The organism is Nitriliruptor sp., assembly GCF_040882075.1.
In the GTDB taxonomy this organism is placed as follows: domain Bacteria; phylum Actinomycetota; class Nitriliruptoria; order Nitriliruptorales; family Nitriliruptoraceae; genus Nitriliruptor.
On record NZ_JBBEBZ010000092.1, the window covers coordinates 65623 to 92057 of the forward strand.

General features: G+C 72.3%; 25 protein-coding genes and 1 pseudogene. 19 read left to right on the forward strand and 7 right to left on the reverse strand.

The window, feature by feature from the left end; translation table 11 throughout:
• Window positions 1-233: 233 nt before the first annotated feature.
• Window positions 234-2012, forward strand: coding sequence for an NAD+ synthase (locus WEB03_RS05250; RefSeq protein ID WP_368069899.1), 1779 nt, complete (start codon window positions 234-236; stop codon window positions 2010-2012).
• Window positions 2013-2019: 7 nt separating this feature from the next.
• Here WEB03_RS05250 and WEB03_RS05255 read toward each other — a convergent pair whose 3' ends face one another.
• Complete coding sequence (locus WEB03_RS05255; RefSeq protein ID WP_368069900.1) at window positions 2020-2856, reverse strand: alpha/beta fold hydrolase; 837 nt, start codon at window positions 2854-2856, stop codon at window positions 2020-2022.
• Window positions 2857-2975: 119 nt separating this feature from the next.
• Between WEB03_RS05255 and WEB03_RS05260 the strand changes: the two genes are divergently transcribed.
• From WEB03_RS05260 to WEB03_RS05275, 4 genes and pseudogenes are all read left to right on the forward strand, one after another.
• A complete protein-coding gene (locus WEB03_RS05260) occupies window positions 2976-3578 on the forward strand; it encodes a hypothetical protein (RefSeq protein WP_368069901.1) in 603 nt (200 codons plus the stop codon).
• A gap of 147 nt (window positions 3579-3725) precedes the next feature.
• Entirely contained in the window at window positions 3726-4568 is an 843-nt protein-coding gene (panB, locus tag WEB03_RS05265) for a 3-methyl-2-oxobutanoate hydroxymethyltransferase (RefSeq protein ID WP_368069902.1), read from the forward strand.
• 224 nt (window positions 4569-4792) lie between these two features.
• Window positions 4793-5710 carry a PAS domain-containing protein gene (locus WEB03_RS05270; protein WP_368069903.1) on the forward strand — a complete coding sequence of 306 codons (918 nt, stop codon included), beginning with the start codon at window positions 4793-4795 and terminating at the stop codon, window positions 5708-5710.
• A 158-nt stretch (window positions 5711-5868) separates the two neighbouring features.
• Window positions 5869-6054 (forward strand): annotated as a pseudogene (locus tag WEB03_RS05275) (EAL domain-containing protein); the annotation flags it as partial.
• A 455-nt stretch (window positions 6055-6509) separates the two neighbouring features.
• Here WEB03_RS05275 and WEB03_RS05280 read toward each other — a convergent pair.
• Together WEB03_RS05280 and WEB03_RS05285 are read right to left on the reverse strand one after the other, a co-directional pair.
• Window positions 6510-7331 (reverse strand): helical backbone metal receptor, encoded by an 822-nt coding sequence (locus WEB03_RS05280; RefSeq protein WP_368069904.1) that lies wholly within the window; start codon window positions 7329-7331, stop codon window positions 6510-6512.
• Between the two features lie 14 nt (window positions 7332-7345).
• On the reverse strand, window positions 7346-7906 hold the full coding sequence (locus WEB03_RS05285; RefSeq protein ID WP_368069905.1) for a cob(I)yrinic acid a,c-diamide adenosyltransferase: 561 nt from the start codon (window positions 7904-7906) through the stop codon (window positions 7346-7348).
• 166 nt (window positions 7907-8072) lie between these two features.
• Between WEB03_RS05285 and WEB03_RS05290 the strand changes: the two genes are divergently transcribed.
• Window positions 8073-8312, forward strand: a complete 240-nt coding sequence (locus tag WEB03_RS05290; RefSeq protein WP_368069906.1) for a hypothetical protein — start codon at window positions 8073-8075, stop codon at window positions 8310-8312.
• Between the two features lie 4 nt (window positions 8313-8316).
• On the forward strand, window positions 8317-9762 hold the full coding sequence (pabB, locus tag WEB03_RS05295; protein WP_368069907.1) for an aminodeoxychorismate synthase component I: 1446 nt from the start codon (window positions 8317-8319) through the stop codon (window positions 9760-9762).
• A 7-nt stretch (window positions 9763-9769) separates the two neighbouring features.
• Here the strand turns inward: pabB and npdG are convergent, their stop codons facing one another.
• On the reverse strand, window positions 9770-10453 hold the full coding sequence (gene npdG, locus WEB03_RS05300; protein ID WP_368069908.1) for an NADPH-dependent F420 reductase: 684 nt from the start codon (window positions 10451-10453) through the stop codon (window positions 9770-9772).
• Window positions 10454-10594: 141 nt separating this feature from the next.
• Here npdG and WEB03_RS05305 point away from each other — a divergent pair, with 141 nt between their 5' ends.
• Together WEB03_RS05305 and WEB03_RS05310 are read left to right on the forward strand one after the other, a co-directional pair.
• A complete protein-coding gene (locus WEB03_RS05305) occupies window positions 10595-11500 on the forward strand; it encodes an alpha/beta fold hydrolase (RefSeq protein ID WP_368069909.1) in 906 nt (301 codons plus the stop codon).
• Window positions 11497-13122 (forward strand): L-aspartate oxidase, encoded by a 1626-nt coding sequence (locus WEB03_RS05310; RefSeq protein ID WP_368069910.1) that lies wholly within the window; start codon window positions 11497-11499, stop codon window positions 13120-13122. The genes WEB03_RS05305 and WEB03_RS05310 overlap by 4 nt, the downstream gene beginning before the upstream one ends.
• A 10-nt stretch (window positions 13123-13132) precedes the next feature.
• Here WEB03_RS05310 and WEB03_RS05315 read toward each other — a convergent pair whose 3' ends face one another.
• From WEB03_RS05315 to WEB03_RS05325, 3 genes are all read right to left on the reverse strand, one after another.
• Window positions 13133-13810 carry a ferritin-like fold-containing protein gene (locus tag WEB03_RS05315; RefSeq protein WP_368069911.1) on the reverse strand — a complete coding sequence of 226 codons (678 nt, stop codon included), beginning with the start codon at window positions 13808-13810 and terminating at the stop codon, window positions 13133-13135.
• 63 nt (window positions 13811-13873) lie between these two features.
• Entirely contained in the window at window positions 13874-14959 is a 1086-nt protein-coding gene (locus tag WEB03_RS05320) for a homogentisate 1,2-dioxygenase (RefSeq protein WP_368069912.1), read from the reverse strand.
• A 98-nt stretch (window positions 14960-15057) separates the two neighbouring features.
• Entirely contained in the window at window positions 15058-15792 is a 735-nt protein-coding gene (locus WEB03_RS05325) for an IclR family transcriptional regulator (protein ID WP_368069913.1), read from the reverse strand.
• A 354-nt stretch (window positions 15793-16146) separates the two neighbouring features.
• On the opposite strand from WEB03_RS05325, the gene WEB03_RS05330 reads away from it, so the two are divergent.
• From WEB03_RS05330 to WEB03_RS05375, 10 genes are read left to right on the forward strand one after another with little or no spacing between them, the layout of a single operon-like run.
• Window positions 16147-16863, forward strand: coding sequence for an MlaE family ABC transporter permease (locus WEB03_RS05330; protein WP_368069943.1), 717 nt, complete (start codon window positions 16147-16149; stop codon window positions 16861-16863).
• 2 nt (window positions 16864-16865) lie between these two features.
• Window positions 16866-17729, forward strand: a complete 864-nt coding sequence (locus tag WEB03_RS05335; RefSeq protein ID WP_368069914.1) for an ABC transporter permease — start codon at window positions 16866-16868, stop codon at window positions 17727-17729.
• Window positions 17726-18793: an MlaD family protein gene (locus WEB03_RS05340; RefSeq protein WP_368069915.1), complete on the forward strand. Its 1068-nt coding sequence runs from the start codon at window positions 17726-17728 to the stop codon at window positions 18791-18793. Before WEB03_RS05335 ends, WEB03_RS05340 begins: the two co-directional genes overlap by 4 nt.
• Window positions 18790-19848: an MCE family protein gene (locus tag WEB03_RS05345; protein WP_368069916.1), complete on the forward strand. Its 1059-nt coding sequence runs from the start codon at window positions 18790-18792 to the stop codon at window positions 19846-19848. Before WEB03_RS05340 ends, WEB03_RS05345 begins: the two co-directional genes overlap by 4 nt.
• A complete protein-coding gene (locus tag WEB03_RS05350) occupies window positions 19848-21065 on the forward strand; it encodes an MCE family protein (protein ID WP_368069917.1) in 1218 nt (405 codons plus the stop codon). The genes WEB03_RS05345 and WEB03_RS05350 overlap by 1 nt, the downstream gene beginning before the upstream one ends.
• Entirely contained in the window at window positions 21065-22360 is a 1296-nt protein-coding gene (locus WEB03_RS05355) for an MCE family protein (RefSeq protein WP_368069918.1), read from the forward strand. The genes WEB03_RS05350 and WEB03_RS05355 overlap by 1 nt, the downstream gene beginning before the upstream one ends.
• Complete coding sequence (locus tag WEB03_RS05360) at window positions 22357-23460, forward strand: MlaD family protein (protein WP_368069919.1); 1104 nt, start codon at window positions 22357-22359, stop codon at window positions 23458-23460. Before WEB03_RS05355 ends, WEB03_RS05360 begins: the two co-directional genes overlap by 4 nt.
• 25 nt (window positions 23461-23485) lie before the next feature.
• Window positions 23486-24937 carry an MlaD family protein gene (locus tag WEB03_RS05365; RefSeq protein ID WP_368069920.1) on the forward strand — a complete coding sequence of 484 codons (1452 nt, stop codon included), beginning with the start codon at window positions 23486-23488 and terminating at the stop codon, window positions 24935-24937.
• Complete coding sequence (locus WEB03_RS05370; RefSeq protein ID WP_368069921.1) at window positions 24937-25611, forward strand: hypothetical protein; 675 nt, start codon at window positions 24937-24939, stop codon at window positions 25609-25611. Before WEB03_RS05365 ends, WEB03_RS05370 begins: the two co-directional genes overlap by 1 nt.
• Entirely contained in the window at window positions 25608-26429 is an 822-nt protein-coding gene (locus WEB03_RS05375; RefSeq protein ID WP_368069922.1) for a universal stress protein, read from the forward strand. Before WEB03_RS05370 ends, WEB03_RS05375 begins: the two co-directional genes overlap by 4 nt.
• Window positions 26430-26435 lie beyond the last annotated feature (6 nt).

Sequence of the window (26435 nt, forward strand, 5' to 3'; positions counted from 1 at the left end):
CCGGCCCACGCACCGGGTGGCGGTTGCACCGTCCGGGCGGTGCGAGGAACGTCGCAGCCACCTGTGTCCCGCTCGTCGCCCGATCGTTTCGAGCACGTGTCGGACCCCACGGCGTGTGTGAACACTCCGTTTCATCGCGTCCGGTGAACCCCGCCCACGTGGGCGGGCGGGACGCTCGGCGCCGCCGCTAGCGTCCGACGCGACCCATCTCCCGCTCCCGGAGGGCCCTGGCCGTGACGCTCCGCATCGCGCTCGCGCAGATCGCCGCCCGTGTGGGCGACATCGACGGCAACGTCGATCGTGTGCTCGACGCCTGGCGCCGCGCGGCCGACCAGGGCGCTGACCTCGTGGTCTTCACCGAGCTGACCACCACCGGGTACCCGCCCGAGGATCTGCTACTGAAGCCGGAGTTCGTGGCGGCGAACCTCGACGCGGTCCACCGGATGGCGGCCGAGGGGCCCCGCGGCACCGCGGCGATCGTCGGGTACGTCGGCACCGCGGAGGGCGACCTGGTCCACGAGGATCCGGCCGTCTCCGCGGGACCGGCGGTCGCGTCGGCCGCGGACCAGGAGCTGACCAACAGCGCCGCGGTCCTGTGCGACGGTGAGGTGGTCGCGACCTACGACAAGCTGCGGCTCCCCAACTACGGCGTGTTCGACGAGGCGCGCTACTTCACGCCCGTCGACCGGCCCCTGGTGGTGTCCATCGCCGGGGTGCCCGTCGGGGTCACCGTGTGCGAGGACCTGTGGATCGAACCTGGGCCGCTCGGTCGGGCCGCCGACGCCGGCGCCCGCGTCATCGCCAACCTCAACGCCTCGCCCTACCACCGCGGCAAGCGCGCCGATCGGGAACGGTGGGCCGCGACCCACGCCGAACGTGACGGCACGTGGGTGGCGTACGTCAACGTCGTCGGCGGACAGGACGACGTCGTCTTCGACGGTGACTCATTCCTGATCGGACCCGATGGGCGGGTCCGGGCCCGCGCAGCGCAGTTCCGCGAGGACCTCGTCGTCGTGGACGTCCCCGTCGACCCCATCGAGGTCGACGCCGAGGTCGCGGTCCGCGGCGCCGGCGATGCGTCGCGCCCGGTGGTCCGCCACGAGGATCTCCCGCGGCTCGACCCGGTCGGCGAGGTCTGGCACGCCCTGGTCCGCGCCACGCGCGACTACTGCCACGAGAACGGGTTCCGGGACGCCCTGATCGGGCTCTCCGGCGGGATCGACTCCGCCGTGGTCGCTGCCGTGGCCGCGGACGCGCTCGGAGCCGATCACGTCACGGGCGTCCTGATGCCGTCGCCGTACTCGTCCGACCACTCCGTGAGCGACGCCGAAGCGCTCGCCGGAGCGCTCGGGATGCCGACCGAGACGCTGCACATCGGACGACCGCTCGAGGCCGTCGGGGACGTGCTCGGCGACCTCGTCATCACCGGCTTCGACCGCGAGGACGGCCAGCAGCCAGGGGTCGCGTACGAGAACCTGCAGGCCCGGCTGCGTGGCCTGCTCCTGATGGCGCTGTCCAACGAGACCGGCGCGATCGTGCTCACGACGGGGAACAAGTCCGAGTACGCCGTCGGGTACGCGACGCTGTACGGCGACATGGCCGGCGGTTTCGCACCGCTCAAGGACGTCCCGAAGCTCCTGGTCTACGAGCTCGCCAGGTGGCGCAACGCCAACCCCGCGCCCTTCGACGGCGACGCCGACGGTGAGGTCATCCCCGTCTCGACGATCGACAAGCCGCCGTCGGCCGAGCTGCGACCGGACCAGCGCGACGACGACTCCCTGCCCCCCTACGAGGTGCTCGACGCCATCGTCGAGGGGTACGTCGAACAGCTGCGCTCCATCGCCGACATCGTGGCCGAGGGCATCGCCGACGAGGACGTGGTCCGTCGGATCGTCCAGCTCATCGAGCGTGCCGAGTTCAAGCGGCGGCAGGCCGCTCCCGGCCCGAAGGTGACGACCCGAGCGTTCGGCCGCGACCGCCGCGTCCCGATGACCTCCGGCTGGAACAACTGACGGCGCGTCAGCCGTCGGCACCCGCTTCCACCTCGGTGACCAGGTCACGCACGTGCCGAGCGACGCGCTCCGGGTGGGTCCGCGGGAGCCAGTGCCCACCATCGACCTCGGTGACCGTGACGTGGGGCAGCGACGCGAGGTCATCGAAGACGCGCGGGGACACGAACGGGTCACGGCGGCCGGCGATGATCCGCACGGGCAGCCCCGTGGGGACCGGCGCCCGTGTGGCCTCCCCGCTCCGGTTGGCGCGGTAGAGGCCGAGACCCCGCACGGCGTCCTCCACACCTCCCGTGCCGATGGGCAGGTCACCCATCGTCCGCAGCGCCAGCTCGGGGAGCACGGGCACCTGGAACGCGGCGAGGTACCACGACCGCCCCAGCTGGCCCGCGAGCTCCACGAGGTGGCGCGGTGACGGCTCGGCGAGCCGGCGCGCCACCCACGCGCGCGCCGTCCCGAGCCCCGGCGCGGCGATCGCGGTGAACGAGGCCAACCGTGGGCTCAGCGACTCGTCGGAGGCGGCCGCGAAGCCCTGGATGGCGCCCCAGTCGTGACCGACGAGGTGCACGCGTCGGGTCGGTGCGACCGCGTCGAGGACCGCGCGGAGGTCGTCGAGGAGGTGGCTCATCGCGTACCCGGACCGGTCGGCGGGCGCGGTGGAACGCCCCGCTCCGCGGACGTCGTAGACGACGACGCGGAGCTCGTCGGCGAGCACCGCGACCACGTCGTCCCACAGCTGCAAGGTGTCGGGGTAGCCGTGCACGAGCACGACGGTCGGCGCGTCAGCCGGACCACGTTCGCTCAACTGCAACCGCACGCCCGACGAACCGACCTGCGTGCTCGTCACCGGGGCTCCTCACCGGGCCTCCTCGCCGTCACGGCCCGTCGAGGAGCGTCGCACGGCGCCGCCGGGTCGGGTTCCCTCCCCTCGGCCGTCGGCACCCCGTCCGGTCCGAGGAGTCGCCCGTGGGTCTGCGCACCGGTCTCCCCGACCTCGTGGTCGTCCACGCCGACGCCCGCGGGGCCCGCCGGTGCATCGAGCGGCTGTCCCGAGCCGGGGTCGATGGTGGGGCCATCGAGCTGCTCGGTCGCATCGAGGTCACCACCGCCGGCCGGGCCGGCGACCGCCAGACCGACCGTGGTAGCTCGCTCGCCGTCGGGGGGCGAGCGCTGCGGGGCGCGCTCTGGGGCGTGCCGCCGGGAGCGGTCTTCGGGGCCGCGCTGCTCGTCGTGACCTCGGGGCAGGGCATCGCCGTGCTCGCGGCGGGGCTCGCCGGGGGCGCCGCCTTCGGGGCTGGCGTCGGGGTGCTGACGGCGCTCCTGACGCTGCCGACGATGGCCAGCTCGTGGGAGCGCACCTTCGCGCCGCTCGTCCCGGGCGGGGTGGCCGTCGGCGTCCGCGGGCTCGACGCCCGGACGCTGCGACGCGCGCGTCGGGTGCTCCGTGGGCTCGACGCCCGCACCGTCCACGAGGTCGCCGATCTCGACGATCTGCCCGACGGGTCGGTGGCCGAGCTCGAGCACCCCGAGCCCGCAGGTGGGGACGGGCCCGTCGACGATCCGATCTGACCCGGTCACCATCCACCGATGTGCACGCCACCGGAACGCTGCCGTACCCTCCCTCCGTCACACCGATCCGGTCGACCGCTGGACCCCAGTTCGTGACCCGACGTGAGAGCGTCGGGACGACCGCGGGCCGGCAGGAGGAGCCCCACGGTGTCCGTTCACGCTGCCGATCAACACGGCGCGGCCAGCCCGGCGCGTCCCGTCTCGATCCACGACCTGCGCGCGTCCAAGGAGCGTGGTGAGCGCTTCGCGATGCTCACCGCCTACGACGCGTCGTCCGCTGCCCTGCTCGACGAGCTCGGCGTCCCGGTCCTGCTCGTCGGTGACTCGCTCGGCATGGTCGCGCTCGGCTACGACTCGACCGTGCCGGTCACCCTCGAGGAGATGCTCCACCACACCGCCGCGGTGTCGCGCGGCGCACCGAACAGCCTGGTCGTCGGGGACCTGCCGTTCGGGACCTACCAGGACGGCCCCTCGCAGGCGTTCGCGTCGGCGGTCCGGATGCTGAAGGAGGGCGGCGCGAACGCCGTCAAGCTCGAGGGTGGCGGTCCGATGGTCGAGGTCACCGCGCACCTCGTGCGCGCCGGGATCCCCGTGATGGGCCACCTCGGACTCACCCCACAGTCGGTGAACCAGTTCGGCGGCTTCAAGGTCCAGGGGCGCGACGACGCAGCGGCGGATGCGCTCGTCGCGGACGCCATCGCGCTCGCCGATGCCGGCGCCTTCGCGATCGTCCTCGAGTGCATCCCCGAGGAGCTGGCCCGTCGGGTCACCGATGCGATCGCGGTGCCCACGATCGGGATCGGAGCCGGCCTGCACTGCGACGCGCAGGTCCTCGTGTGGCACGACCTGCTCGGCCTCACCACCGGCCGGCTCCCGCGGTTCGTCAAGCAGTACGTCGACCTGCGCAGCGAGATGGCCGGTGCGATCAAGGCGTACGTGAGCGAGGTCGCCGACGGTGAGTACCCGGGTCCGGAACACACCTACCGCTGAACGCTCCTCAGGGCACCGCGCGCGCCTGGCGTGGTGTTCCTACCCGCGCCTATCCCTGACGATCGCTGACGCCGACCATCGAACGGGGTGATCGCTTCGCCCTGAACCCCGGACCCCCGGCGGCGGTCGAGGCTGCGCTTGCGAGCCACACCTGCAGGACCGAACATCGGTGGGGCCCGCCGTTCGCTCAGCCAGCACGCTGCCGTCCTCGGTGCCTTCGACGCGTGGATCGACCGCTCCGAGCCGGGGACGACTACCTGGCGGCGTACGACGTCGCGGCGGACGATCCGGACACCGCCGCGATCGGCGATGGTCTGCGTGCCGTGCTCGGCGGTGATCGGGAGGACTTCCACCACGAGTACCCCTGTCGGACGTCGGGAGCCGAACGGTGGTGCGAGCTGACCGTTCGACGTTTCCCCCTGGACGGCGCGACCGGGCTCCTCGTGATCCACGCCGACATCACCGCTCGCCGCACGGGGATCGAGGAGGGTCGGATCCGCGGTCGCCTGCTCGACGAGGTGGATGCCGCCGTGACCGCGACCGACCTGCGGGGCGTGGTCACCTGGTGGAGCCACGGCGCCGAACGCCTCTACGGCACGCCGGCCGCGGCGGAGATCGGCCGGCCGATCTCCGATCTGGTCGTCGCGCCGGACGTCAGGGAGCAGGCTGCTTCGTTCGTCGCGCACCTCACGACGGGCGACGGGTGGGAGGGCGACTTCACCGCGACGCGACCCGACGGCACCACCGTCCCCGTCCACCTCCGCAGCTCGATCGTGGTGGGGCCGGATGGACGCCCCGTTGCGATGGTCGCCATCGCCGTCGATCGCACCCACGACATCGCGTTGGAGGGCCGCTTGCAGGCGATCGCCGACAGCATCGGTGACGGCCTCTGCACCCTGGACCCGGCGGGCTACATCACCTACGTCAACCCCCGGGACGGCGGATGCTCCGTGCCTCGCTCACCGAACCCATCGGGGGGTCCTTCCTCCGCTGGGTCCACGGTGCCGAGGGGGTCGGACCGTTCGCGGACTCGGTCACGCACGCCTCCGGTAGCACCCACCCGGTCGCCTGCGAGCTGGTCCGGCGGGACGGGAGCGAGCTGCCCATCGAGTACGTGGCGACGCCGCTGCGCTCCGACCTGACCGCCGCTGCCACCGGGTACGTGATCGTCTTCCGCGACGTCAGCTACCGACGGGACGCCGAGGACCGGCTCGCCGAGGGGGTCGCGGAGGTCGAGTGCCTGCAACGGATCCGCGGGGCGCTCGACCACGACGGTCTGGTCCTGTACGCCCAGCCGATCGTGCGGTTCCCGCTCGACTTCCTGAAGATCGACATCGAGTTCGTGCGCGACGCCCTCCACGACGCGTCGAGCCGGGCCGTCATCGAGGCGGTCGTGAGCCTCGCAGGGGCCTTCGACCTACGGACGGTCGCCGAGGGCGTCGAGGACGACGCGACCCTCGCGCTGCTCGGCGAGCTCGGCGTGGATCTCGCAACCGGGCCATCTCCGACCTCGGGCAGGCGGTCGCCGACCGTGATCAGCAGTCGAGCGACCTCGAGCAGGACCGCACCGACCGCATCCGCGACGAGCTCGGGTCGGACCCGGACGACGGGCGGGGAGGACGGACGCTCGACGGGTCGGCCATCCGGGCCGCCCAGGAGCGCCGGGACGCGCACCAGGAGCTGCTCGACGACGCGCAGGACGCCCGAGATCGGGAGCAATCCACGTTCGACGACCAACAGGACGAACTCGATGCCAGGGCGGACGCCGGGGTCATCGCGACGGCTGAGCGGCGCTTCCGGACGGCCGAGATCCGAGCGGCGGCAGCCGAGGAACGCGCCCTCGCGGCGTTGCAGCGGGCTCGGCTGGCTCGCGAACGCGCCGCGGCCATCGCGCGCCTGGACGCCGCTCCCGACTGACGCGCCGGGGGCTGCCGCAGCCGGTCAGCCTCGCCGGATCGCCCGGTGCAGGTGGCGAGCGAGGCGACGGAGGTCGGCGACCGTCGCCGGAGTGCGCGGCCCCCACCAGAACAGCCCGGTGCCGTCCACCGCGCGGACCCGGAACCCCGGTAGGTCGGCGCGATCCACCTCCCCGAAGGCGTAGGGCTCATCGGTGAGCAGCACGGCATCGAGGTCGGCCGCGAGGACGTCGTCGAACCCGACCGTCGGGTAGCGCTCCCCCGGCGTGTCCGGCCAGACGGCGAAACCCGCTGACGCCAGCACGTCCGCGGCGATGGTCGCCGATCCGACCGCCATCCAGGTCTCATCGTCGCGACCGCCCACGGGCGGGAGGCCGCGCCAGATCGGCACGAAGACCCGGAGCGGCGGGCCGGCCGGGGCGCTCGCCTGCAGGCGTGCCAACGCATCGGTGGTGTCCCGTTCGGCACCCGGCACCCCGAGGGCGGCGGCGAGCCGTTCGAGGCTCGCGGTTGCATCGCTGAGGGTGCGGACCCGCGTCACCCAGACGGCGACACCGGCGTCACGGAGCCGCGCGACGTCGATCTCGCGGTTCTCCTCCTCGTTGGCGATGACCAGGTCCGGCGCCAGGTCGACGATCGTGGCGACGTCCGGGTTCTTGGTCCCCCGCACGACGGTGGCGTCCGGGAAGGCTCCGGGTGGGGCGGTGCACCACTGCGTCCGTCCGACGACGTGGTCGGCCAGGTGCCACCACCACAGGGTCTCGGTGAGGTTCGGCACGAGCGAGACGATCCGCGACGGGGCGCCGCCGGCGGGCGCGACCTCGGTGCCGAGGTCGTCGACGTGCACGGCCGGCGCGACGATCAGGCGTCCTCGCGCGACGCGAGGTGGGTGCCCTCGACCTCACGGGCGAGCACGTAGAGCTCGTCGGCGACGCGGTTCAGGTAGCGCAGCGGTGCCTCGTCGGGCAGCAGACCGGCGCGCTGCATCGCGACGACCTCGCGTTCGGCGCGTCGGCACACCGTCCGGGCCAGGTCCAGCGCCGCTGCCGCCCGGTTGCCGCCCGGCACCACGAAGTGCTGCGGCAGCGGGTGCCGTGCGACGCACGCGTCGATCCGGACATCGATGGCGTCGACCATCGCGTCGTCCACCTTGGAGATGCCGACCTCGAGCTTGGCCCAGTGCTCCTCGAGCGTGGCCAGCTGCGCGCCGACCACGAACAGCTCGCGCTGGATGGTGAGCACCTGCTGGTGGAGGTGGGCGCCGTCGCCTTCGGCGGGGAGCTCGGCGCGCGCCAGACCGAGCGCGCTGCAGGTCTCGTCCACGGTGCCGTAGGCGTGCGTCCGCAGGTCGTCCTTCGGCACCCGCCCGCCGTACAGCAGCCCGGTCGTGCCGTCGTCACCGCGCTTGGTGTAGACCTTCACGGGACAGACGCCTCCTCGGGCCGGAGCCCGGGCTCGGTGGACGTTGCGAAGCCCGCGGACGGGACCGCACGAGCCTACCGGCGCGTTGCTGCCCTCCCCGGTGCGCCGGTACCGTCCGGCTCCGCGCCAGCGCGCGGTCCCCCATCCACACCTCTCGAGGTCCCGCGTGCCCGACCGCACCCCCCGCCAAGACTTCCGGGTCCTCACCCGCCGGCGTGGCGGGTACGACGGCGCGGTCATGTACGACGTCCAGCTGCAGGTCGCGGCGACCGGCGCGCTCGTGTGGGCCCAGACGTTCTCCGACGAGGACCAGGCGGACGCGTTCGAGTCCCAGCTCGATACCGATCTCGATGAGCTCGACGACGGGGACTTCCGCCGCAAGTACGGCGTGCCTGCGAGCGTCTGAGCCGGTGGACGGCGCGAGCACAGCGCCGACCCCGGACCAGGATCGCTCCTCGGCCCCGGTCCGGATCACACCGCTGACCGATCTCCCCCGGGCACCGGACGGCCGCATCGACGTCGACGGCCTCGCCGCCGCCCTCGCCCCGGTCGACGTGCTCGAGACGGCGACCGGTGCGGCCGGCTGGAGCTACCTGGTGCCGACGATCGGTGCCCGGATCGTCGATGACGGCCACCGGACCGTGCTCGACCACGGGGGTGGGCGTCGCACCGATCTCGGCGCCGATCCGTTCGCAGCGATCGAGGGGTGGTGCTCCCGTGCGGGGGTCACCCCCGACGCTCCCCGCGATCCGCGACTGCCGCCGTTCACCGGCGGGTTGGTCGGGGCCTTCGCGTACGACCTCGGGCGACGCATCGAGCGGCTGCCGACGCTGGCGGTCGACGACCGGCAGCAGGCCCACCTCTCGCTCCGCATCGCGGAGGTGGTCGTGGCGGTGTCGCCCACGCGGTCCAGCGCCACGGTGCTCGGCCGGCCGCTCGTGAACGACCGAGCGGTCGTCCGCCGCCTGATGGCCGAGGTGACGAGGCGGTGCGCTGCGGCCACGCGGGCTCCGGCGGTGCCCGCGCCGGACCGACGGTCCGTGACGACCTCCCTGCCGCGGGACGAGTACCTGGCCGCCGTCCGATCGGTCCTCGAGCACATCGCGGCGGGCGACTGCTTCCAGGTCAACCTCGCCCAGCGTCTGACGACGACCTGGACGGGCACGCTGAGCGACCTGTACCGCCGGCTCCGCGCCGCATCACCCGCTCCGCACGCCGCGATGCTGGCCGACGTCGGGGTCGCGTCCATCTCGCCGGAGACCTTCCTCGAGGTCGACGGGCACGACGTCACCGTGCGTCCCATCAAGGGCACCCGGCCGCGCCACGCCGACCCCACCATCGATGCCGCCAACGCCGACGATCTGGCCACGAGCGCCAAGGACCGTGCCGAGAACGTGATGATCGTCGACCTCGAGCGCAACGACCTCGGGCGGGTCTGCGTCCCCGGCTCGGTCAGCGTCCCGCAGCTGTGCGTCATCGAGCCCCACCCGACGGTGTGGCACCTGGTCTCGGAGGTGATCGGGGAGCTGCGACCCGGCACGGGGTACGGCGAGCTGCTCCGGGCGACGTTCCCGTGCGGGTCCATCACGGGCGCCCCGAAGGTGCGGGCGATGGAGGTGATCGAAGCGCTGGAGCCCGTCCGTCGTGGGTGGTACTGCGGGGCGCTCGGGTTCCTGTCCCCCGGGGCCGCGTCCCTGTCCGTCGCGATCCGCACCGCCACCCGCCACCCGGACGGGACCGTCGATCACGGCGCCGGCGGCGGGATCGTCGCGGCGTCCGACCCGGCGCTCGAACACGAGGAGAGCCTCGCGAAGGCTGCGGCCTTCCTGAGCGCCGTCGCCGGCGAGCTGCGCTGAGTCGCCGTCACAGCCCGGTGACGCGCAGACCGGCGTGGGCTCGGTGCCGACGGTTGGTCGAGATCAGCACCGCGGTCGACGCCTCGAGCGCCACCGCGAGCCGGAGCGGCCCGACCACGACCGCCCGGGCCCCCTCGAGGTGGTCGTCGACGAGCGCAGCCACCTCGGCCAGTGCGTCCTCGTCGTCCCCGCACAGCAGCACGTCCTCGTCGAGCGCCCGCCCCAGGTCGGCGAGCGTCACCGCCGAGACGGTGTGGAAGCCCGCCACGACCCGCGCCGACGGTGCCGCAGCGGCGAGCAGCTCCGCTGCCGACCCGGCCTCGACACGACCCGGGCGAGGTCCGTCCGCGTCGAACTCGAGGGGCGAGAGCGTGCTCACGAGCACACCGCCGGCGAGCTGCTCGGACAGCGGAGCGACCAGCTCCCCAGCGCCCTCGGTCGGGATGGCCGCGACGACCACGGGAGCCGTGGCGGCATCGGCGTTGCTGCCACCGGTGAGCGATCCCGCCTCCGAGGGCAGATCCTGGCGGAGCTCGGCCGCGCGTGTCACCGCCCGCTCCGGGTCGCGTGACCCGATGACCACCCGCAGGCCAGCGCTCGACCAGCGCTGCGCGAGGGCGGCGCCGAGGTTGCCGGTGCCGCCGAGGATCCCGACGTCCGGCGTGTCCGCCGTGGTCGTGCTCTCGGTCACGCTGATCTCCTCGTCGTCGGGGTGGGGACGTCAGGCTGCCACGTCCGGAGCGTCGGGACGCCCGGTCGTCCTCGATCGGGGTCGGCCGGGGGCTGCGCGGTACCCTCACGGGTCGACGCGACCGCCGACCGGAGCTCCCCCGTGCCGAGACCCGCTGACGCGCGGTTGCGCTGGCACCGGACCACCCTGGACGGCCGGACCGTGGTCTACGGCGAAGCGGGCGACGGGCCGCCCGTGGTCTTCGTGCACGGCTGGGGCCTGTCGGCGAGGTCGTACGCCGACGCGTTGCCGCTGATCGCCGCCTCCGGCCACCGCGTCATCGCCCCGGCGCTGCCCGGCTTCGGACGCAGCGACCCGCTGCCGGGCGAGTACACCTTCGAGAAGCTCGCCAACTGGCTCGACACCCTGCTCGATCACCTCGGGGTCGACGAACCCGCGGCCCTCGTCGGCCACTCCTTCGGCGGTGGGGTGTCGACCGCGACCGCCTGGTACCACCCGGGCCGCGCTCGTTCGCTGACGCTGGTGAACTCGATCGGTGGTTCGGTGTGGAAGGACAGCACCAAGGGGCCACGCTCGCTGGCGGACCGACCGCTGTGGGACTGGGGCCTGCACCTGCCCGCGGAGTTCCGTCCGGCGGGTCTCGGTGGTCGCCTGCCGTGGCGCCAGAGCCGCACCCTCCCGGTGGTCGTGCGTGACGTGCTGACCAACGCGCTGACCAACCCGCGTGCCGTGTGGCGTGCGGCCGACCTCGCCCGGCGCGCTGACCTGCGCGACGAGTTGGCCGAGCTCGCCGAACGCGGTCTGCCGGTCTCGATCGTCTGGGGAGCGGAGGACACCGTGGTCCCCGAAGCGACGTTCCTGGCGATGTGCGACGCGGCGGGCGCGCAGGGCGACATCATCGAGGACGCCGGCCACTCCTGGTTGCTGCTCGACCCCGTCGGCTTCGGCGAGGTCGTCACCAACTCGATCGCGGTCCGCGACACCGTCGCCGACCGCACGCCCCGACCGGTCGACACCCGGACCTCGACCCTCGACCGGCCAGCGTGAACGCCCCATCGATCGGCGGACCTCCGCCGGCACCCCCGATCGACGGTGGGCGCGCCACCTGCGACGTCCTCATCATCGGCGCGGGGCTCGCCGGGCTGTACGCCGCGGTGTCGTTGCCCGACCACCTCGACGTGATCGTCGTGGACAAGGGGGTGCCCGGAGGCGATTCCGGGTCCTCGCCGTGGGCCCAGGGAGGGTTGGCCGCAGCGCTCGGCCCGGACGACTCCCCCGCCGCGCACGCCGAGGACACCATCATCGCCGGCGACGGCCTGTGCGACCCCGTCGCGGTCGACGTGCTGACCCGTGAGGCCCCGCAGCACGTGCTGCGGCTGCTCGAGCTCGGCGCGGTGCTCGACCGCCACCACGGCGGCGACGTCGGTGGCGTCCCGGTCGGGACCGAGGCGGCCGAGCTGTTGCCGACCCTCTCGCTCGCACGCGAGGGTGGCCAGCGGGTCGCCAGGTCGGTCCGCCGGGCCGACGCCACCGGAGCCGAGCTGATGCGTGTCCTGCGGCTCGCCGCCGCCCCACGCGTCAGCCGTCTGGCCGGCATCGTCCGGTCCCTGGCGCGGGACCCCGCCGGCTCGGTCACCGGAGCCCACGTCCTGACGCCGGACGGCCCGGTCGCGGTCCACGCTCGCGCGACCGTGCTCGCGACCGGCGGCTGCGGCGGGCTGTTCGCCGCGACGACCAACCCGGACAACGCCACGGGGGATGGACTCGCGCTCGCCGTCGCGGCCGGCGCCGCCGTCCGCGACGTCGAGTTCGTCCAGTTCCACCCGACCGGTCTGGCGGTCAGCGGCACCTGGCGCTTCCTGCTGACCGAAGCGCTGCGCGGCGCCGGCGCCACCCTCCACGCCGAGGACGGCACCCGGTTCCTGGTCGGTCGCCACCCCGACGCCGAGCTCGCACCGCGGCACGTGGTCGCCAAGGCGATCCTGGAACAGCCGGACGGGACCGCCTGGCTCGACGCCACCGGTCTCGGTCACGACGTGCTCGTCCACGAGTTCCCCACCGTGCTCGGCGGGGCCCGCCAGCACGGCTTCGACCTCGCGACCGAACGTGTCCCCGTCACGCCTGCGGCCCACTACCACGTCGGCGGGGTGCGCACGGACCTGCACGGCCGCACGTCGGTCCTCGGTCTCTACGCCTGTGGCGAGGTCGCGTCCACCGGTCTGCACGGCGCCAACCGCATGGCGTCGAACTCGCTCAGCGAGGCGGTGGTCTTCGGTGCTCGGACGGCCCGGGCACTCGCGGAAGAGCTGCCCGACGCGGTCGGTGACCTCGGTCCCGCGCCGCCGGTCGGCACCGGGTCGCGCTCCGATGTCGCCGAGCTCCGGCGGCAGCTCCGCGCGCTGATGTCGACCGGGGCTGGACCGGTGCGCGACGGCGCGGCGCTGGCGGCGACCGCGTCCCAGCTGGCCGCCTGGCGGACCGAGCTCGGCCACCCGGGCGAGAGCCCCGAGGAGATCGAGCTCCACCACGGCATCCGCACCTCGGAGCTGATCGTCGGGTCGGCGCGCCTACGGACCGAATCACGCGGGGGGCACTGGCGCGAGGACCACCCGCACCGCGATCCGGCCTGGGACGGCGTCCACCTCGAACGGACGCCCGCCACGCCGTAGTGCCGTCGGCCTAGAGCTCGTCGAGGTCCTCGAGGCCGAGCTCCACCATCCGCCGGCGGTGGCCGGACAGGACGGTGATGGCCAGCTCCTTGACGCGAGCCTCGCCGGACACGCCCTCCTCCTCGGCGTCGTGCTCGAGCAGGACCTTCAGGGCATCGGTGTCGGCGATGATCCCCTGGAAGACCGTCAGCGCCCGGCCCAGCACGTCGGCGGCGACGCGACCGGCCCGTTGCGTGGCCGCGTCGTCGGTGAGCAGCGCCCCGAGCCGGTCGATGGCGAACCGCTCGAAGGGGGCGCGGTCCGCGAGTGCGCCGACGACCACCACCGCGGTCTCGGGCGTCAACACGGGTGCGAGGCCGCGACCGAAGTCGGCCGCCATCGGCAACCCGACGGCGAAGAAGACGCAGGCGCCGAACCAGTCGTCGAGCGGCACGCGGTCGAAGTACGCGTCGAAGTGCGGCTTCTGGCGATCCATCACCGCCGTCGCGAGGTCGGTGCGTTCGGCGAGGTGGTCGCGCAGCGCCGCGTAGGCGGCGTGTTCCCGCACGGCGAGCTCCGCGAGCACGTCAGCTGTGCCGGCGTCCGGCGCGTGCCGGACGGCGCGGGCTGCCGACTCGAAGGAGCGCAGCTGTCCGTACGCGAGGGCGCCGAGCACCTCGACCGTCGCCAGCTCGAGCTCGCTCGCCACCGCACCTCCGACCCGCTCGTGTGGGACCAGCGTAGTGGTCCTCGGGTGGGTCGCCGGGCCGGCTCAGTCCTGCCAGCTGGCCCAGTAGTCACCGAGCTCGACGCCGCTGCCCGCAGGTGTGACCGCGAGGGGGTGGCGGGTGTCGAGCATGACCGCGATCTCGTCGGTGAAGTCCTTGGTCCCGGCGTTCGCGACCGCCTTCGGGTGCGGACCGTGGTGGATGCCCTGGGGGTGCCAGGTGAGCATCCCGGGCTCGATCCCGGCACGGCTGAAGAAGTCGCCGTGGTGGTAGAAGATGACCTCGTCGTAGTCGATGTTGCGGTGGTAGAACGGCACCTTCAGGGCGTCGGGGGCGGTCTCGAGCGGCCGCGGCACGAAGGTGCAGATGACGGCGCTGCCGGCCACGAAGGTGGTGTGGGCGCTCGGTGGCAGGTGGTAGCTGAACGAGCTGACCGGCTTGAGGTCGAGGACGTTCAGGGCGAAGGCCGTGAGGTCACCCTTCCACCCCACCACGTCCAGCGGGTGGAACGGGTAGCGGACGCTGGTCAGCTCGCCCTGCTGGCGGATGACCACCTCGAAGTCGCCCGCCTCATCGTGCGGGTCGATGTCCGGGATGCGGACGACCGACTCGTCCCACAGCGCGTGGCGTCCGAGCAGGCCCTTGTCGGGTGGCTCGATCTGGGCGGTCGTGGCGATGGTGAGCAGGAACGTCGGCGCCGAGGGGACCAAGCGGAAGGTCGTGCCGCGCGGCAGCACGACGTAGTCGCCCTCGCCGTAGGTGAGGGGCCCGAAGTCGGTCTCGACCACGCCCTCGCCGCGGTGGACGAACAGGGTCAGGTCACCGTCCCCGTCGCGGAGGAAGAACGGCAGCTCGGTGGTGCGGCTCCACACGCCGAGGGCCACGTCGTCGTTGACGAGCACGTCGGTCCACAGCACCCGATCGTCTCCCGGTTCGGGAAGCGAGCGCAGGTCCATCGCGTGTGGCCGCAGCGGCCCGTCGATGCTGGTCCAACCGGTGGGCGGGTGCAGGCGGTAGAGGTGGGTGGCCTGCCCGTAGAAGCCGCGGCGGCCGAACTCCTCCTCGACCGTGCCGTCGGGCAACCCGACGTGCGCCTGCTTCGTCGCTCGGCCCCGGACGTGCTGCGCCACCTCTGACCTCCCGGATCGTGTCCCGAGAGGCACTCTCGCAGCGCTTCGCGCGCGCCGCGCAGCTTCCGGCGCTCAGCGCACGCTGACGGCCTGACCGCTCAGGTGGCGCGGCGGGGACGCCAACCGAGCCGCTCGGAGATCTCACGGGCCGACCGCAGGACGCGGAGGGCGATGGCCTCGGGCTCGGGCAGCCGCGCGGTCGGCGCGACGATGCCGACGGCGGCGACGGCCTTGCCGGTGTGGTCGAAGACGGGTGCCGCGACACCGGACGCGCCGGGCTCGAGCTCGTCGCGGGTGTAGGCCACCCCGCGCTGACGGACGGCCTGCAGCGACGGGTCGCGCGCACCGTCCGGCAGGAAGGCCAGCAACGCCTTGCCGTGCGCGGCGACCCCGAGAGGGTGACGGAACCCGATGCGGTAGTTGACCTGCACGAAGCGATCGCCGGGCTCGATGACCTCGACGACCACGAGGTCGTCACGGTCACGCACGGCCAGGCACGCGGTCTCGTTGGTGTCCTCGGACAGCGCCCGGAGCGGCGGTCCGGCGAGCCGCCGGACCTCGAGCCCCTGGGCCGCGCGCACACCGAGCTCGAGCATCGACAGCCCGAGGCGGTACTTGCGGGTCTCCGGGTCACGGGTGACGAAGCCCTCGGCCGTCAGCGTGTCGAGCAGGCGGTAGAGCACCGCCCGGTCCAGGCCCGTCGCCTCGGCGAGCCCCGACACGGTCGCCCCGTCCCCGTGCTCCCCGAGCGCGGTCAGGAGGGCGAGCCCCCGCGACAGCGTCCGCGAGCCACTGGAGCGCCGACCTCGCTTGTCCTCGTCTGCGTCCGCCACGTCCCGAGCTCCCTGTTCGACCGGCGGGCGGAGTGTGCTGCGCGACCCGCGCACGGTCAAGCGCTGCTCCGGGCCGGCCGGCCGGGACCGGGACCGGCAGCGTGACCGTCACCACCCCGCCCCCCGGTCGTTGAGGTGAGCAGACCTGCCGTGCGCCCGCCCTCGTGGAGAGCGGGGGGACCGACGTCCCGAGGCCGGTGCTACGCCGATCGATCACCGCCCCGGCCGCGCAGACCGGACGGATGTGACCGGACGACGGGGTCCCGGTCTATCCTCCCGCGGCTGACCTTGGGAGAGGAAAGCTCCGTGCCGTCCGTTCGAGCCAGCGTCGCCCAGCTCGGTGGCGTGGCATCGATGGGCATCGACGGGACCCTCTCCATCCGCAAGGGCTTCCCCTTCGGCGAGTTCATCCAGCAGTGCTGGTTCATCGCCAAGGTGACCGCCATCCCGGTCGTGCTCATCTCGATCCCGTTCGGGGTCATCATCGCGCTGCACGTCGGCTCGTTCGCCCAGCAGCTCGGCGCGGAGTCCTCGATCGGCGCCGCGATGGTCCTCGCCATCGTGCGCGAATCGGCGCCGGTCGCCACGGCCCTGCTCATCGCGGGCGCCGGTGGGTCGGCGATGACCGCCGACCTCGGCTCGCGGCGCATCCGCAACGAGCTCGACGCGATGGAGGTCATGGGGATCGACCCGATCCACCGCCTGGTCCTGCCGCGGCTCGCCGCCGCCTCGCTCGTGGCGGTGCTGCTGAACGGTCTGGTCTCGGTCGCCGGTATCGCCGGCGGCTGGGTCATGGCGGTCCCGGTCCAGGACGGCACCTCCGGGGCCTACTTCGCCTCGTTCACCGAGCTGGCCCACCTCCCCGACCTCTGGTCGGCGATGATCAAGGCCACCCTGTTCGGCTTCCTCGCCGCATCGATCTCGTGCTGGTACGGCTACTCGGTCGTCGGTGGCCCGAAGTCGGTCGGCGACGCCGTCAACCGCGCCGTCGTCCTGACCTTCATCATCCTCTTCTTCACCAACTTCATCGGGACCGCCCTGTACTTCAACCTCGTGCCCCCGAAGTTCTGACGATGACCACCCAGGACGTCACCCGGCCGAGCGTCGAGACCCGAGCGCTGCGCACCGTCTCGCGGCCGCTGAAGCCGTTCGAGGAACTCGCCGACCAGATGAAGTTCTGGGGCGAGGCCGTCGGCGCCATGCCCTACAGCCTCAAGTGGTGGCGATCGGTCATCCTCCCGCAGATCTCCGACGTGGTGGTCGGTGCCGGCAGTCTCATCGTCGGCGGCGGCATGCTGTTCGTCATCGCGGCGCTGGCGTTCTTCACCGGCACCCAGGTCGGCCTCCAGGGCGTCGCGGCGCTCGACCAGATCGGGGCTCAGGCCTACGTCGGCCTGATCAGCTCGTTCGCCAACGTGCGTGAGATCACCCCGCTGATCGCCGGCATCGCGATCGCGGCCAAGATCGGCGCCGGGTACACCGCCGAGCTCGGCGCCATGCGCATCTCCGAGGAGATCGACGCGGCCGAGGTCATCGGGGTCCGCCCGATCCCCTACCTGGTGTCGACCCGCCTGTGGGCGGCGCTCATCCCCACCATCCCCCTGTACCTGCTGGCGCTCTTCAGCGCCTTCTTCGCCACACGACTGATCGTGACGGGCTTCTACACCGTCTCGCCCGGTGCCTACGACACCCGCCTCGACCTCTTCCTCCCACCGATCGACATCTTCTACTCGGTGATGAAGGCGGTCATCTTCGTGATCGTGGTCGTCCTCATCCACACCTACTACGGCTTCTACGCCAGGGGTGGACCCGCCGGCGTGGGCGTCGCCGTGGGGCGCGCCATCCGCGCGTCCATCACCGCGGTCGTCATCCTGAACATGGTCCTGTCGTTGGCGTTCTGGGCAGCTGGCGGCGAGACCATCAAGATCGCGGGGTGAGCGTGAAGACCATGGATCCGACGCTCGTCCGCCGCATCGTCGGCACGGCGACCGCCGTGCTGGTGATCGCGGTGTCGGCGGTCGTCCTCGAGGCGCGGTACGCGCCGCCTGCCGGCAGCTACGAGGTCGTGGCCGAGCTCGGCCGGGCCGGCTCCGGCGTCCGCCAGGGCACCGACGTCAAGGTCCGCGGCGTGGCGGTCGGCAAGGTGGCCGAGACGATGTACGAGGACGGCGTGGCGCTCGCCCGTCTGACCCTCGATCCCGAGCCGCGGCTGCCGGTCGCCGATCAGATCGACCTCGTGGTGACGCCGAAGACCCTCCTCGGCGAGAAACAGATCGACCTGTCCTTCCCGGAAGGCTCCCTCGGGGAGGGTCCCTACCTCGAGGCGGGCGACCACCTGGTGGCGTCGCGAGCACCGACCGAGATCACCGAGGCCATCGCCGCGCTGCAGCCGTTCCTCGAGTCGATCGACCCCGAGGACCTCGCCACGATCGTCGACACGCTCGGTGACCAGCGCGGCGAGGGCGAGGTCATCGCCGAGAACATCGAGCTCGGCCAGGAGCTCGCCGAGTTCGGGGCGCGGACGGCCCCCGACACCCTGGCTCGGCTCCGCGCGTTCACCGACGTCAGCGACGCGTTGACGCTGGCCGTCCCGGACCTGACCCGGATGAACACCGCCCTGCCCGAAGCCACCGCGGTGCTCGTCGAGCGGCAGGCGGACCTGCGCCGCAACCTCGACACCGTGTCGCGCTTCTCACGGAACTTCTCCGCGTTCCTCCAGGTCGAGGAGCCGGTCATCTCGCGCTTCTTGCGGACCTCGCAGCCCGTCGGTGACGTGCTGCAGCGCCAGCAGGACAACATCGGTAGCCTGGTCGACGGGATCTTCATGTACAGCCGGGCGCTGGGCTCCGGCGGTCTGCTGCTCGACGACGGCTCCGAGTGGGCACCGTTCCGCATCTTCATCACCGAGGATTCCTTCGACCCGGTCTACTTCCTGTGCCACGAGGCCGAGGTGGTCGGGCTGCCCGAGATCCCCGAGCTGTGCGCGGAGGGAGCCTCGTGAACGAGCGCTTCACGCTGCTGAAGTTCGGGCTCTTCGCGCTCGTCTGCCTGGCGTTCACCGGGCTGCTCGTGGTCGTGATCGGCAACATCTCCTTCGCGGACCGCGTCGAGTACGCCGCCACCTTCGAGGACATCGAAGGTCTGCTCGTCAACGACGACGTGAAGATCGCTGGCGTCACCCTCGGTCGCGTCGAGGACATCGCCCACCAGCCCGGAGGCGCCGTCCACGTCGACTTCTCCCTGGCCGAGGACATCGCGGTCCCCGAGGACTCGACCATCGCGATCCGGTGGCGCAACGTGACGGGGCTCCGCTACCTCTACGTCGAACCCGGCGAGGGCGCCCCGGTCGACCCTGACCACACCTTCCCGCGCGATCAGACCCGCTCCCCCGCCGACCTCGGCTCGCTGTTGCAGCGGCTGACACCGTTCATCGACGCCCTCGACCCGTCCCAGCAGAACGAGATCCTCGAGGCGCTGTCGACCGCGCTCGTCGGACGCGAGGGCGAGGTCCGCGACCTCATCCGTCAGGGTGGCGAACTGACCCAGACGATCGCATCCCGCGACACCGAGATCGAGCGGTTGCTGACGAACTCGGTGACCGTCCTCGACGCCTACGCGGCGCGTGAGGAGCAGCTGCGGGGGCTCATCGACTCGTTCGCCGAGGTCGCCTCGACGCTGCGTGAACGCAACGACGAGCTCGATTCAGCGATCATCTCGATCGCCGACGGCCAGGAGGAGCTGCGGCGCCTCGTCGAGGCCAACGACGACGAGATCCGCCTGACGCTCGACGCGCTCGAGGACGTCACCGCCGTCCTCAACGCCCAGCACGACGACCTCCAACGCGTGCTCGAGACCTCCCCCCGTGGCCTCGTCGGCTACCACCTGATCTCGCGGACCGGCCAGTGGTTCAACATCCGTGCCGTCGGCATGTCGGTCGGTGGCGAGGTCATCACCACCGAGCGAGGGGCCGCCAAGCCCAACGCCAGCGGCGGCTCGGACGGCGGCGGCGCCAGTTCCGACGCCCTCGCGGAGCTCTTCGGCGGAGGGGGTCGCTGATGCTGCTCGAACGCAACCAGGCCGTCATCGGGGTCATCGTCGCGGCGGTCGTGGCCGCCGGCACCGCCTTCGCGGTGCTCGCCACCGCGGGGTTGTTCGTCGACGGTGAACCCATGCAGGCCGCCTTCACCGACGCGGCCGGCCTCGAGGACGGCGACTTCGTCTACGTCGGCGGCCACCGGGCGGGCACCGTCACCGGGGTCGAGATCGACGGGGACCACGTGCTCGTCGACTTCACCCTCACGGTGCCCGAGATGCCCGCCGACTCGATGGCTGCGGTGACCTTGAACACCGCCCTCGGCCGCCGCGGGCTGACCGTCGTGCCCGGCACGTCGTCGCAGATGCTCGAAGCCGGCAGCCTCATCCCGCTCGACCGCACCACGACCCCGGTGGACCTGCCCGAGCTCGGGGACCGGTCCGCCGAGCTGCTCGGTGAGCTCGACGTGCCAGCCCTTCGCGAGCTGACCACCGCGCTCGCCGACGTCACCGACGACAGTCGCGAGGACGTCGAAGCCCTCCTCGAGGGTGTCGAAGCGGTGACCACCATCGTCTCGGACCGCCGCGATGAGATCGAGGACGTCCTCGACCGGGCCACGGTCGTCGTCGACGCCGTCGCCTCCAAGGACACCGAGCTGGTGGCGATCATCGACGACTTCGGGTCCGTGCTCGACCGCCTCGTCGACCGCCGTGCCGACATCACCCGGCTCCTGCGTGAGACCTCGCGGACCTCGACCCTCACCGCCGATCTGGTCGCCGAACGCCGAGCGCAGATCGACCGGGTCGTCGAATCCTTCAGCGAGGACCTCGCGGTGATCGACCGCCACCAGGTCGACCTCGCGCACACCCTGACCTACCTCGCGTCCGGGCTCGATGGCTTCTCGTCGATCGGCTACTCCGGTGGCGCCGCCCAGGTCGACAACCCGAGCTGGGGCAACGTCTTCGCCACCAACCTCGGCAGCATCGGCATCGGCTCGCTCCTCGAGTGTGGCGGCGCGCTCGACCAGCTCTTCACCGAGGTGCTCGCACCGGACCCACGCTGTGGTGAGGAGGGCGTCCCGTCCCAGGGCTCGGAGGACGGACCGCCAGCCGACGACGGCGGCCAGGACCAGGGCGGTCCCGCGCCGCTCATCGGGGACCTCGGCCGCGGGCTGACCGGTACCGACGCCGTCAGCCGCTTCCTCGGCGTCCCCACCACGCTCCAGGGAGGTGGCCAGTGATGACCACCGGACCCCGGCGACGCACCATCGCGGCGCTGCTCGTCCTCGCGCTCGCCACGTCGGCGTGTGGGATCTTCGGCAACAACGGCGCCTACACCGTGAGCGCCGAACTGACCCGCTCGTTCAACCTCTTCCCGGGCTCCCCCGTCAAGGTGCTCGGGGTGAACGTCGGCCAGATCACCGACATCGTCGTCCCCGACGGGGCCGAGGTGGTCGAGGTCATCATGCGTATCGACGGGGACGTCGACCTGCCCGCGGACTCGTCCGCGACGGTGGTCCCCGCCTCGCTGCTCGGCGAGCGCTACGTGCAGCTGCAGGCCTACACCGACGGCCCCCGGATGGCGGCGGACACCGTCATCCCGGTCGAGCGGACCCTCGTGCCCTTCGAGTTCGACGAGGTGCTGACCGGCCTCGAGAACTTCGTGGGGGGCCTCGAGGGGCCCGAGGTCGCCCGGTTCGTGACCAACCTGGCCGACACCCTCGATGGCCAGGGTGCCCAGCTCGGCCGCACCATCGACTCGGCCAGCGACGCGATCGGCGTGCTGCGCGACAACGATCAGGAGCTGATCGATCTCGCGGCACGGCTCGCCGACCTCAACCAGACCCTGTCGTCCCGGGATCAGGAGCTCGCGGCGATCCTCCAGGACTTCGACACCGTCGCCGCCTCGCTGGTCAACGACCGGGGCGACATCGACGCGGCGTTGACGGGGCTCGTGCGGGTGACCGCCGAGCTCGATGGGCTGCTCGCCGTCAACCGCACCCGCCTCGAGGACGACATCGCGGTCCTCACCCGCGTCGGGCGGACCGTCCAACGCAACCTGGACAACGTCTCGAACGCCATCCTGTCGTCGGCCGAGCTGTTCCGGCACGCGGAACGGGTCGTCGACCGCGAGCGCGGGTACCTGCCCCTGCAGGACCAGCTGTTCGCGCTCGGTGAGCCGCTGACCGAGGGGATCATCTTCCGCATCGGGGGCCTGTGCCTGCAAGCCGGCCTGCCGGGGGACCTGTGCGAGAACGCGGTCATCGCCGACCTGCTCGGCGGCGTCGTCTGCGCCGCGCCGATCGTCCCCTGCCGTGGTGACGCCGTCCCGATCGAGGAAGCGCTGCTGAACCTCGCGACCGCCTCGCCCGAGCTCGGTGAGGTCGTGATCGGTGAGATGCTCGAGAACCAGCAGGACGGCTCCGACGCCCCGAGCGACGCCGGTGGACCCGCGCCATCCGACGAGGATGCGCCCTCCGACGACGCCGGCTTGCTCGATGGACTCGGCGGGCTGACCGGCGGAGGTGACCGGTGAACACCTCCACGCGCACCTCACGTCGACGTCGGTGGTCGATCATGGCTCCCGTCGTCGCGCTGGCGACCCTCCTGGCGGCCTGCTCGCCCGCCGGGTCGGACCCCATCACCCTGACCGCGACCTTCGACGATGTCGGTGGCCTCGTCACCGACGCCCACGTCCGCGCCGGTGACGTTCCCGTCGGCGTCATCAAGGGCATCGAGCTGACCGACGACATGCGTGCCGAGGTCACCATGGAGGTCCAGAACGACCTCGGTCTGCCCGATGGCACCGAAGCCGTCCTCGGCCGCACCGCCCTGCTCGGCGAGATGTTCATCGACCTGCGCCCCATCGAGGACGGCGGGTCGCTGCAGGACGGCGACGTGATCGAGGACACGCGCGTCGTGACCGAGTTCGAGGAGCTGGTCGCCTCCGGTGACAACGCGCTCTCGGTCATCGCGTCCGATCAGCTCGCCGCAGCGGTCGAGACCGGTGCCATCGCCTTCGGTGGACGCGGCGGGTTGCTCGGCCGCTTCATCGACGACGTCAACGGCTTCGTCGGCACCTACAACGACAGCTCCGATGACCTGCTCGCGCTGATCGACTCGCTCGACGGCCTCGCCGCGGCGATGGCCCCCGATGCGGAGGTCAACGCCGGATCCCTGGCCGTCCTCGAGCGAGCGTCGCAGGTGCTCGAGGAGGAGGACGACCGCCTCCTCGACGCGCTCGCCGACCTCGACGAGCTGTCCACGGTCGGCAGCCGCATCCTGCGCGACCACCGCTCCGAGATCGACGACTCCATCCGGACCCTGCGGATCGTGCTCGCCCAGCTCACGCGCGTCGACGGTGCACTCAGCAACGTCCTGACGTGGTTGCCGCGTCACAACCTGCACGTCCCGAACGGCGTGGTCCTCGAGCAGGGCTCGGGGAGCCACTTCGGGCAGGTCTGGCTCGATTTCATCGTCTGCGGCGTCAACGACGATCCGAACAACCCGGCCGAGTCCTGCGACCTGCAGCACCCGGAGCCGGGCGAACCGATCGACAAGTCCCCGCGCAGCGAGGAGTGCTACGACGACCTCGAGGTGTGCCGCCAGGAGACCGACGAAGCGAACGCCCGATGACCGGTGACGTGCGGGAGGGTGGATCGTGAGAGGGCTATCGGCACGCGTCTCGACCAACGTCCTCGTGGTCGTCGGCCTGAGCATCCTGCTCGTCGCCGGTGCGTTCGCGACCTACGCCAGCGGCGTGGTGTTCGACGACAGCTACCCGCTCCGGGTGGCGCTGCCCGAGGCGGGCGGCATCCTGCCGGACCAGCAGGTCACCGTCATGGGCCGTGCGGTCGGGCAGGTGGATGACGTCGAGGTGACCGAGAACGGGGTGCTGCTCAGCCTGAGCATCCAGGGCGACCAGCAGATCCCCGACCCCGCACGGACCACGGTGCTACGTCGCTCCCCCATCGGTGAGCAGGCCATCGACCTGGCCCCGACGGAGGCCGACTGGACCGCGGCGGAGCCGGACTCGGAGGTCACCACCGAGGACATCACCATCGCTCCGGAGGTCGCCGGGCTGCTCGAGGAGACCGTCGAGCTGTTCTCGGCGCTCGAGGTCGACGACGTCACCATCGTGGTCGAGGAGCTCGCGCTCGCGCTCGACGGGCGCGGCGAACGACTGCGCCGGCTCGGTCGCGACAGCCTCGACCTGCAGCGCACGTTGGTCGGCGGTATCCCCGAGTTCGAGCGCCTGCTCGACGCCTCGGAGGCCACGCTCGCGGTCCTCCAAGAGCAGCGGGACACGCTGCGCTCCGCCATCCGCAACGGCGCGGACCTGACCGAGGTGTTCGCCGAGCAGCGACCGAACGTCGACGCGTTGCTCGACAACGCCACCCCGGCGCTCGACCAGCTCGACGCGTTCGTGCTGAACACCCGGCCGAACCTCGGCTGCCTCATGGGCGACCTGACGTCGCTGAACGACCTGCTGCTCGGACCGTCGACCTACGACGGCGCCAACGGACCGGGTCTGTACTCCTCCAAGCTCGACGAGTTCGAGCGCGGGCTCGTGCTCCACCGCTTCTTCTTCCAGCAGGGTTTCGCCCTCTTCGCGCAGCCGGACAGCAACACCGGGCTGCTCTGGCTCCGCGTCCAGCTCGTCGGCGACGAGCCGATGACGGCCGAGTTCTACCCCGAGTTCCGCCCGACGTACGCCACCACCCCTGGTGCCGCGTGTGTCAGCGAGGAGTTCGGCCGCGGCACCGACGCCGTCCGTCAACCGGGTGTGCAGGACGCCCACCCCACCTCACCAGGGATCGACTACGCGCCCCGCGTCGCCGCGTCCAACCCCCGGGTGGACCCGGACGGCAGCAGCTCGCGCCGCGAGGGTGACGAGGTGTCGCCCGTCCCCGCCTCCTCCGACCGTCCGGTGGGCGGGACCACGGTCGAGGGTCAAGACGGGTCGACCGAGCTCGTGGCCCGCGGCGACGACGACCTCGCACGCACGGGGACCCACATCGGCATCCTCATCGCGACGGGGATCGCCCTCATCGGCCTGCCTCTGCTTGGCTGGGCCGGCTGGCGGCTCCGCCGACGTGGGAGCGACACCTGATGGTGCAGGACGGCAGCACGACCGAGGCCCTCGACGCTCCGGGTGGCCCGGACGCCCCCGCTCCCGGGGATGACCTCGCCCCCGCGATGGGCGACGCTCGCCGCGGGTCGATGCTGCCCTGGATCATCGCTGCGATCGCCACGCTGGCCGCCATCGCGGCCGTGGTGTGGGCGGTGCTGACCATCCAGGAGGCGGACGCGCGGACCGCCGAGCTCGAACGCATCGAGACCGCAGCGGGCAGCTTCGCGCTCGAGCTGACCACCTGGGACGCCTCCGACGGGATGGCCGACACCCGCGAGTCGCTGCGTGCTGCCGGGACCGAGACCTTCGCCACGGACGTCGACCAGCTCTTCGGCGGCACCGATGACCTCGCCACGCTCGAGGAGATCGGCGCTCGCTCGCGGGGCGAGGTCGAGGACGTCCTCGTCCAGTCGCTCGACGGGGATCAGGCCGTCGCGCTGGCCGTCGTGGTCCAGGAGGTGACGACCGACATCACCGAGGGCACCGAGGTGTCGCTCCGGTACGCCCGGCTCGGGCTGGTCGACGACGGAGGCGAGTGGCGTATCGACTCCGTCGAGCTCGTGGTCGACGCCCTGCAGGAGACCGCCGACCGCACCGACGTGGTACCGCCGTCGGACGCCGGCGCCACCGTCGACGGAGAGGACGAGGGGTGAGCTACAGCCACGTGCTGGTCGGGACCGACGGGTCCGCCACGGCGGGTCGCGCCGTCGAGGTCGCCGCACGCGTCGCATCGGGCGTGGGCGCTCCCCTCGTGGTCATCACCGCCTGGCAGCGCCACCAGAGCGATCCCCCGGCGCTGTCCGAGGAAGCGAAGTTCCCGGGTGGCAGCGCCGCGGCGATGGACGCGCAGTGGGCGATCGAGACCACCTCCGACGCCGCCGGGACCGCCAGGCGCCTCGAGGTCGAGGACGTCCGGCAGATCCAGGCCATCGGCGCCCCGGTCGAGTCTCTGCTCGAGTCGGCTGGCACCCACCCCGACGGGCTGCTGGTGGTGGGGACCGTGGGGTTGACCCACCGCTCCGAGCGGCTGGTCGGCAACGTCCCCCACCAGCTCACCCACCACTCCCCCGTCGACCTGCTGCTGTGCACGCAGCGCGACACGGGGTGGGAACGGATCGCGCTCGCGACCGACGGGTCGCGGACCGCGGCACGCGCGGTGGAACGGGGTCTCGCCCTCGCCGACGCCATCGGCGCCGAGGCCACCCTCGTGACCGTCGCGCGCACGCAGGAGCGCGGGGAGGCCGTCCTCGACGACGCGGCGTCCCGAACCGAGGGACTCGCGGACCGACCGCGTCAGGTGATCGTCGACGGTGACGCCGTCAGCGGCCTCACCCGCGGTGGGCGGGACTACGACCTGCTCGTCATCGGTAACAAGGGCATGAGCGGACCCTCGCGCCTGCTCGGCTCGGTCTCCAACCGCATCACCCACGAGGTCCCGACGGACCTCCTGCTGGTCAACACCACCCGCTGAGCGGAG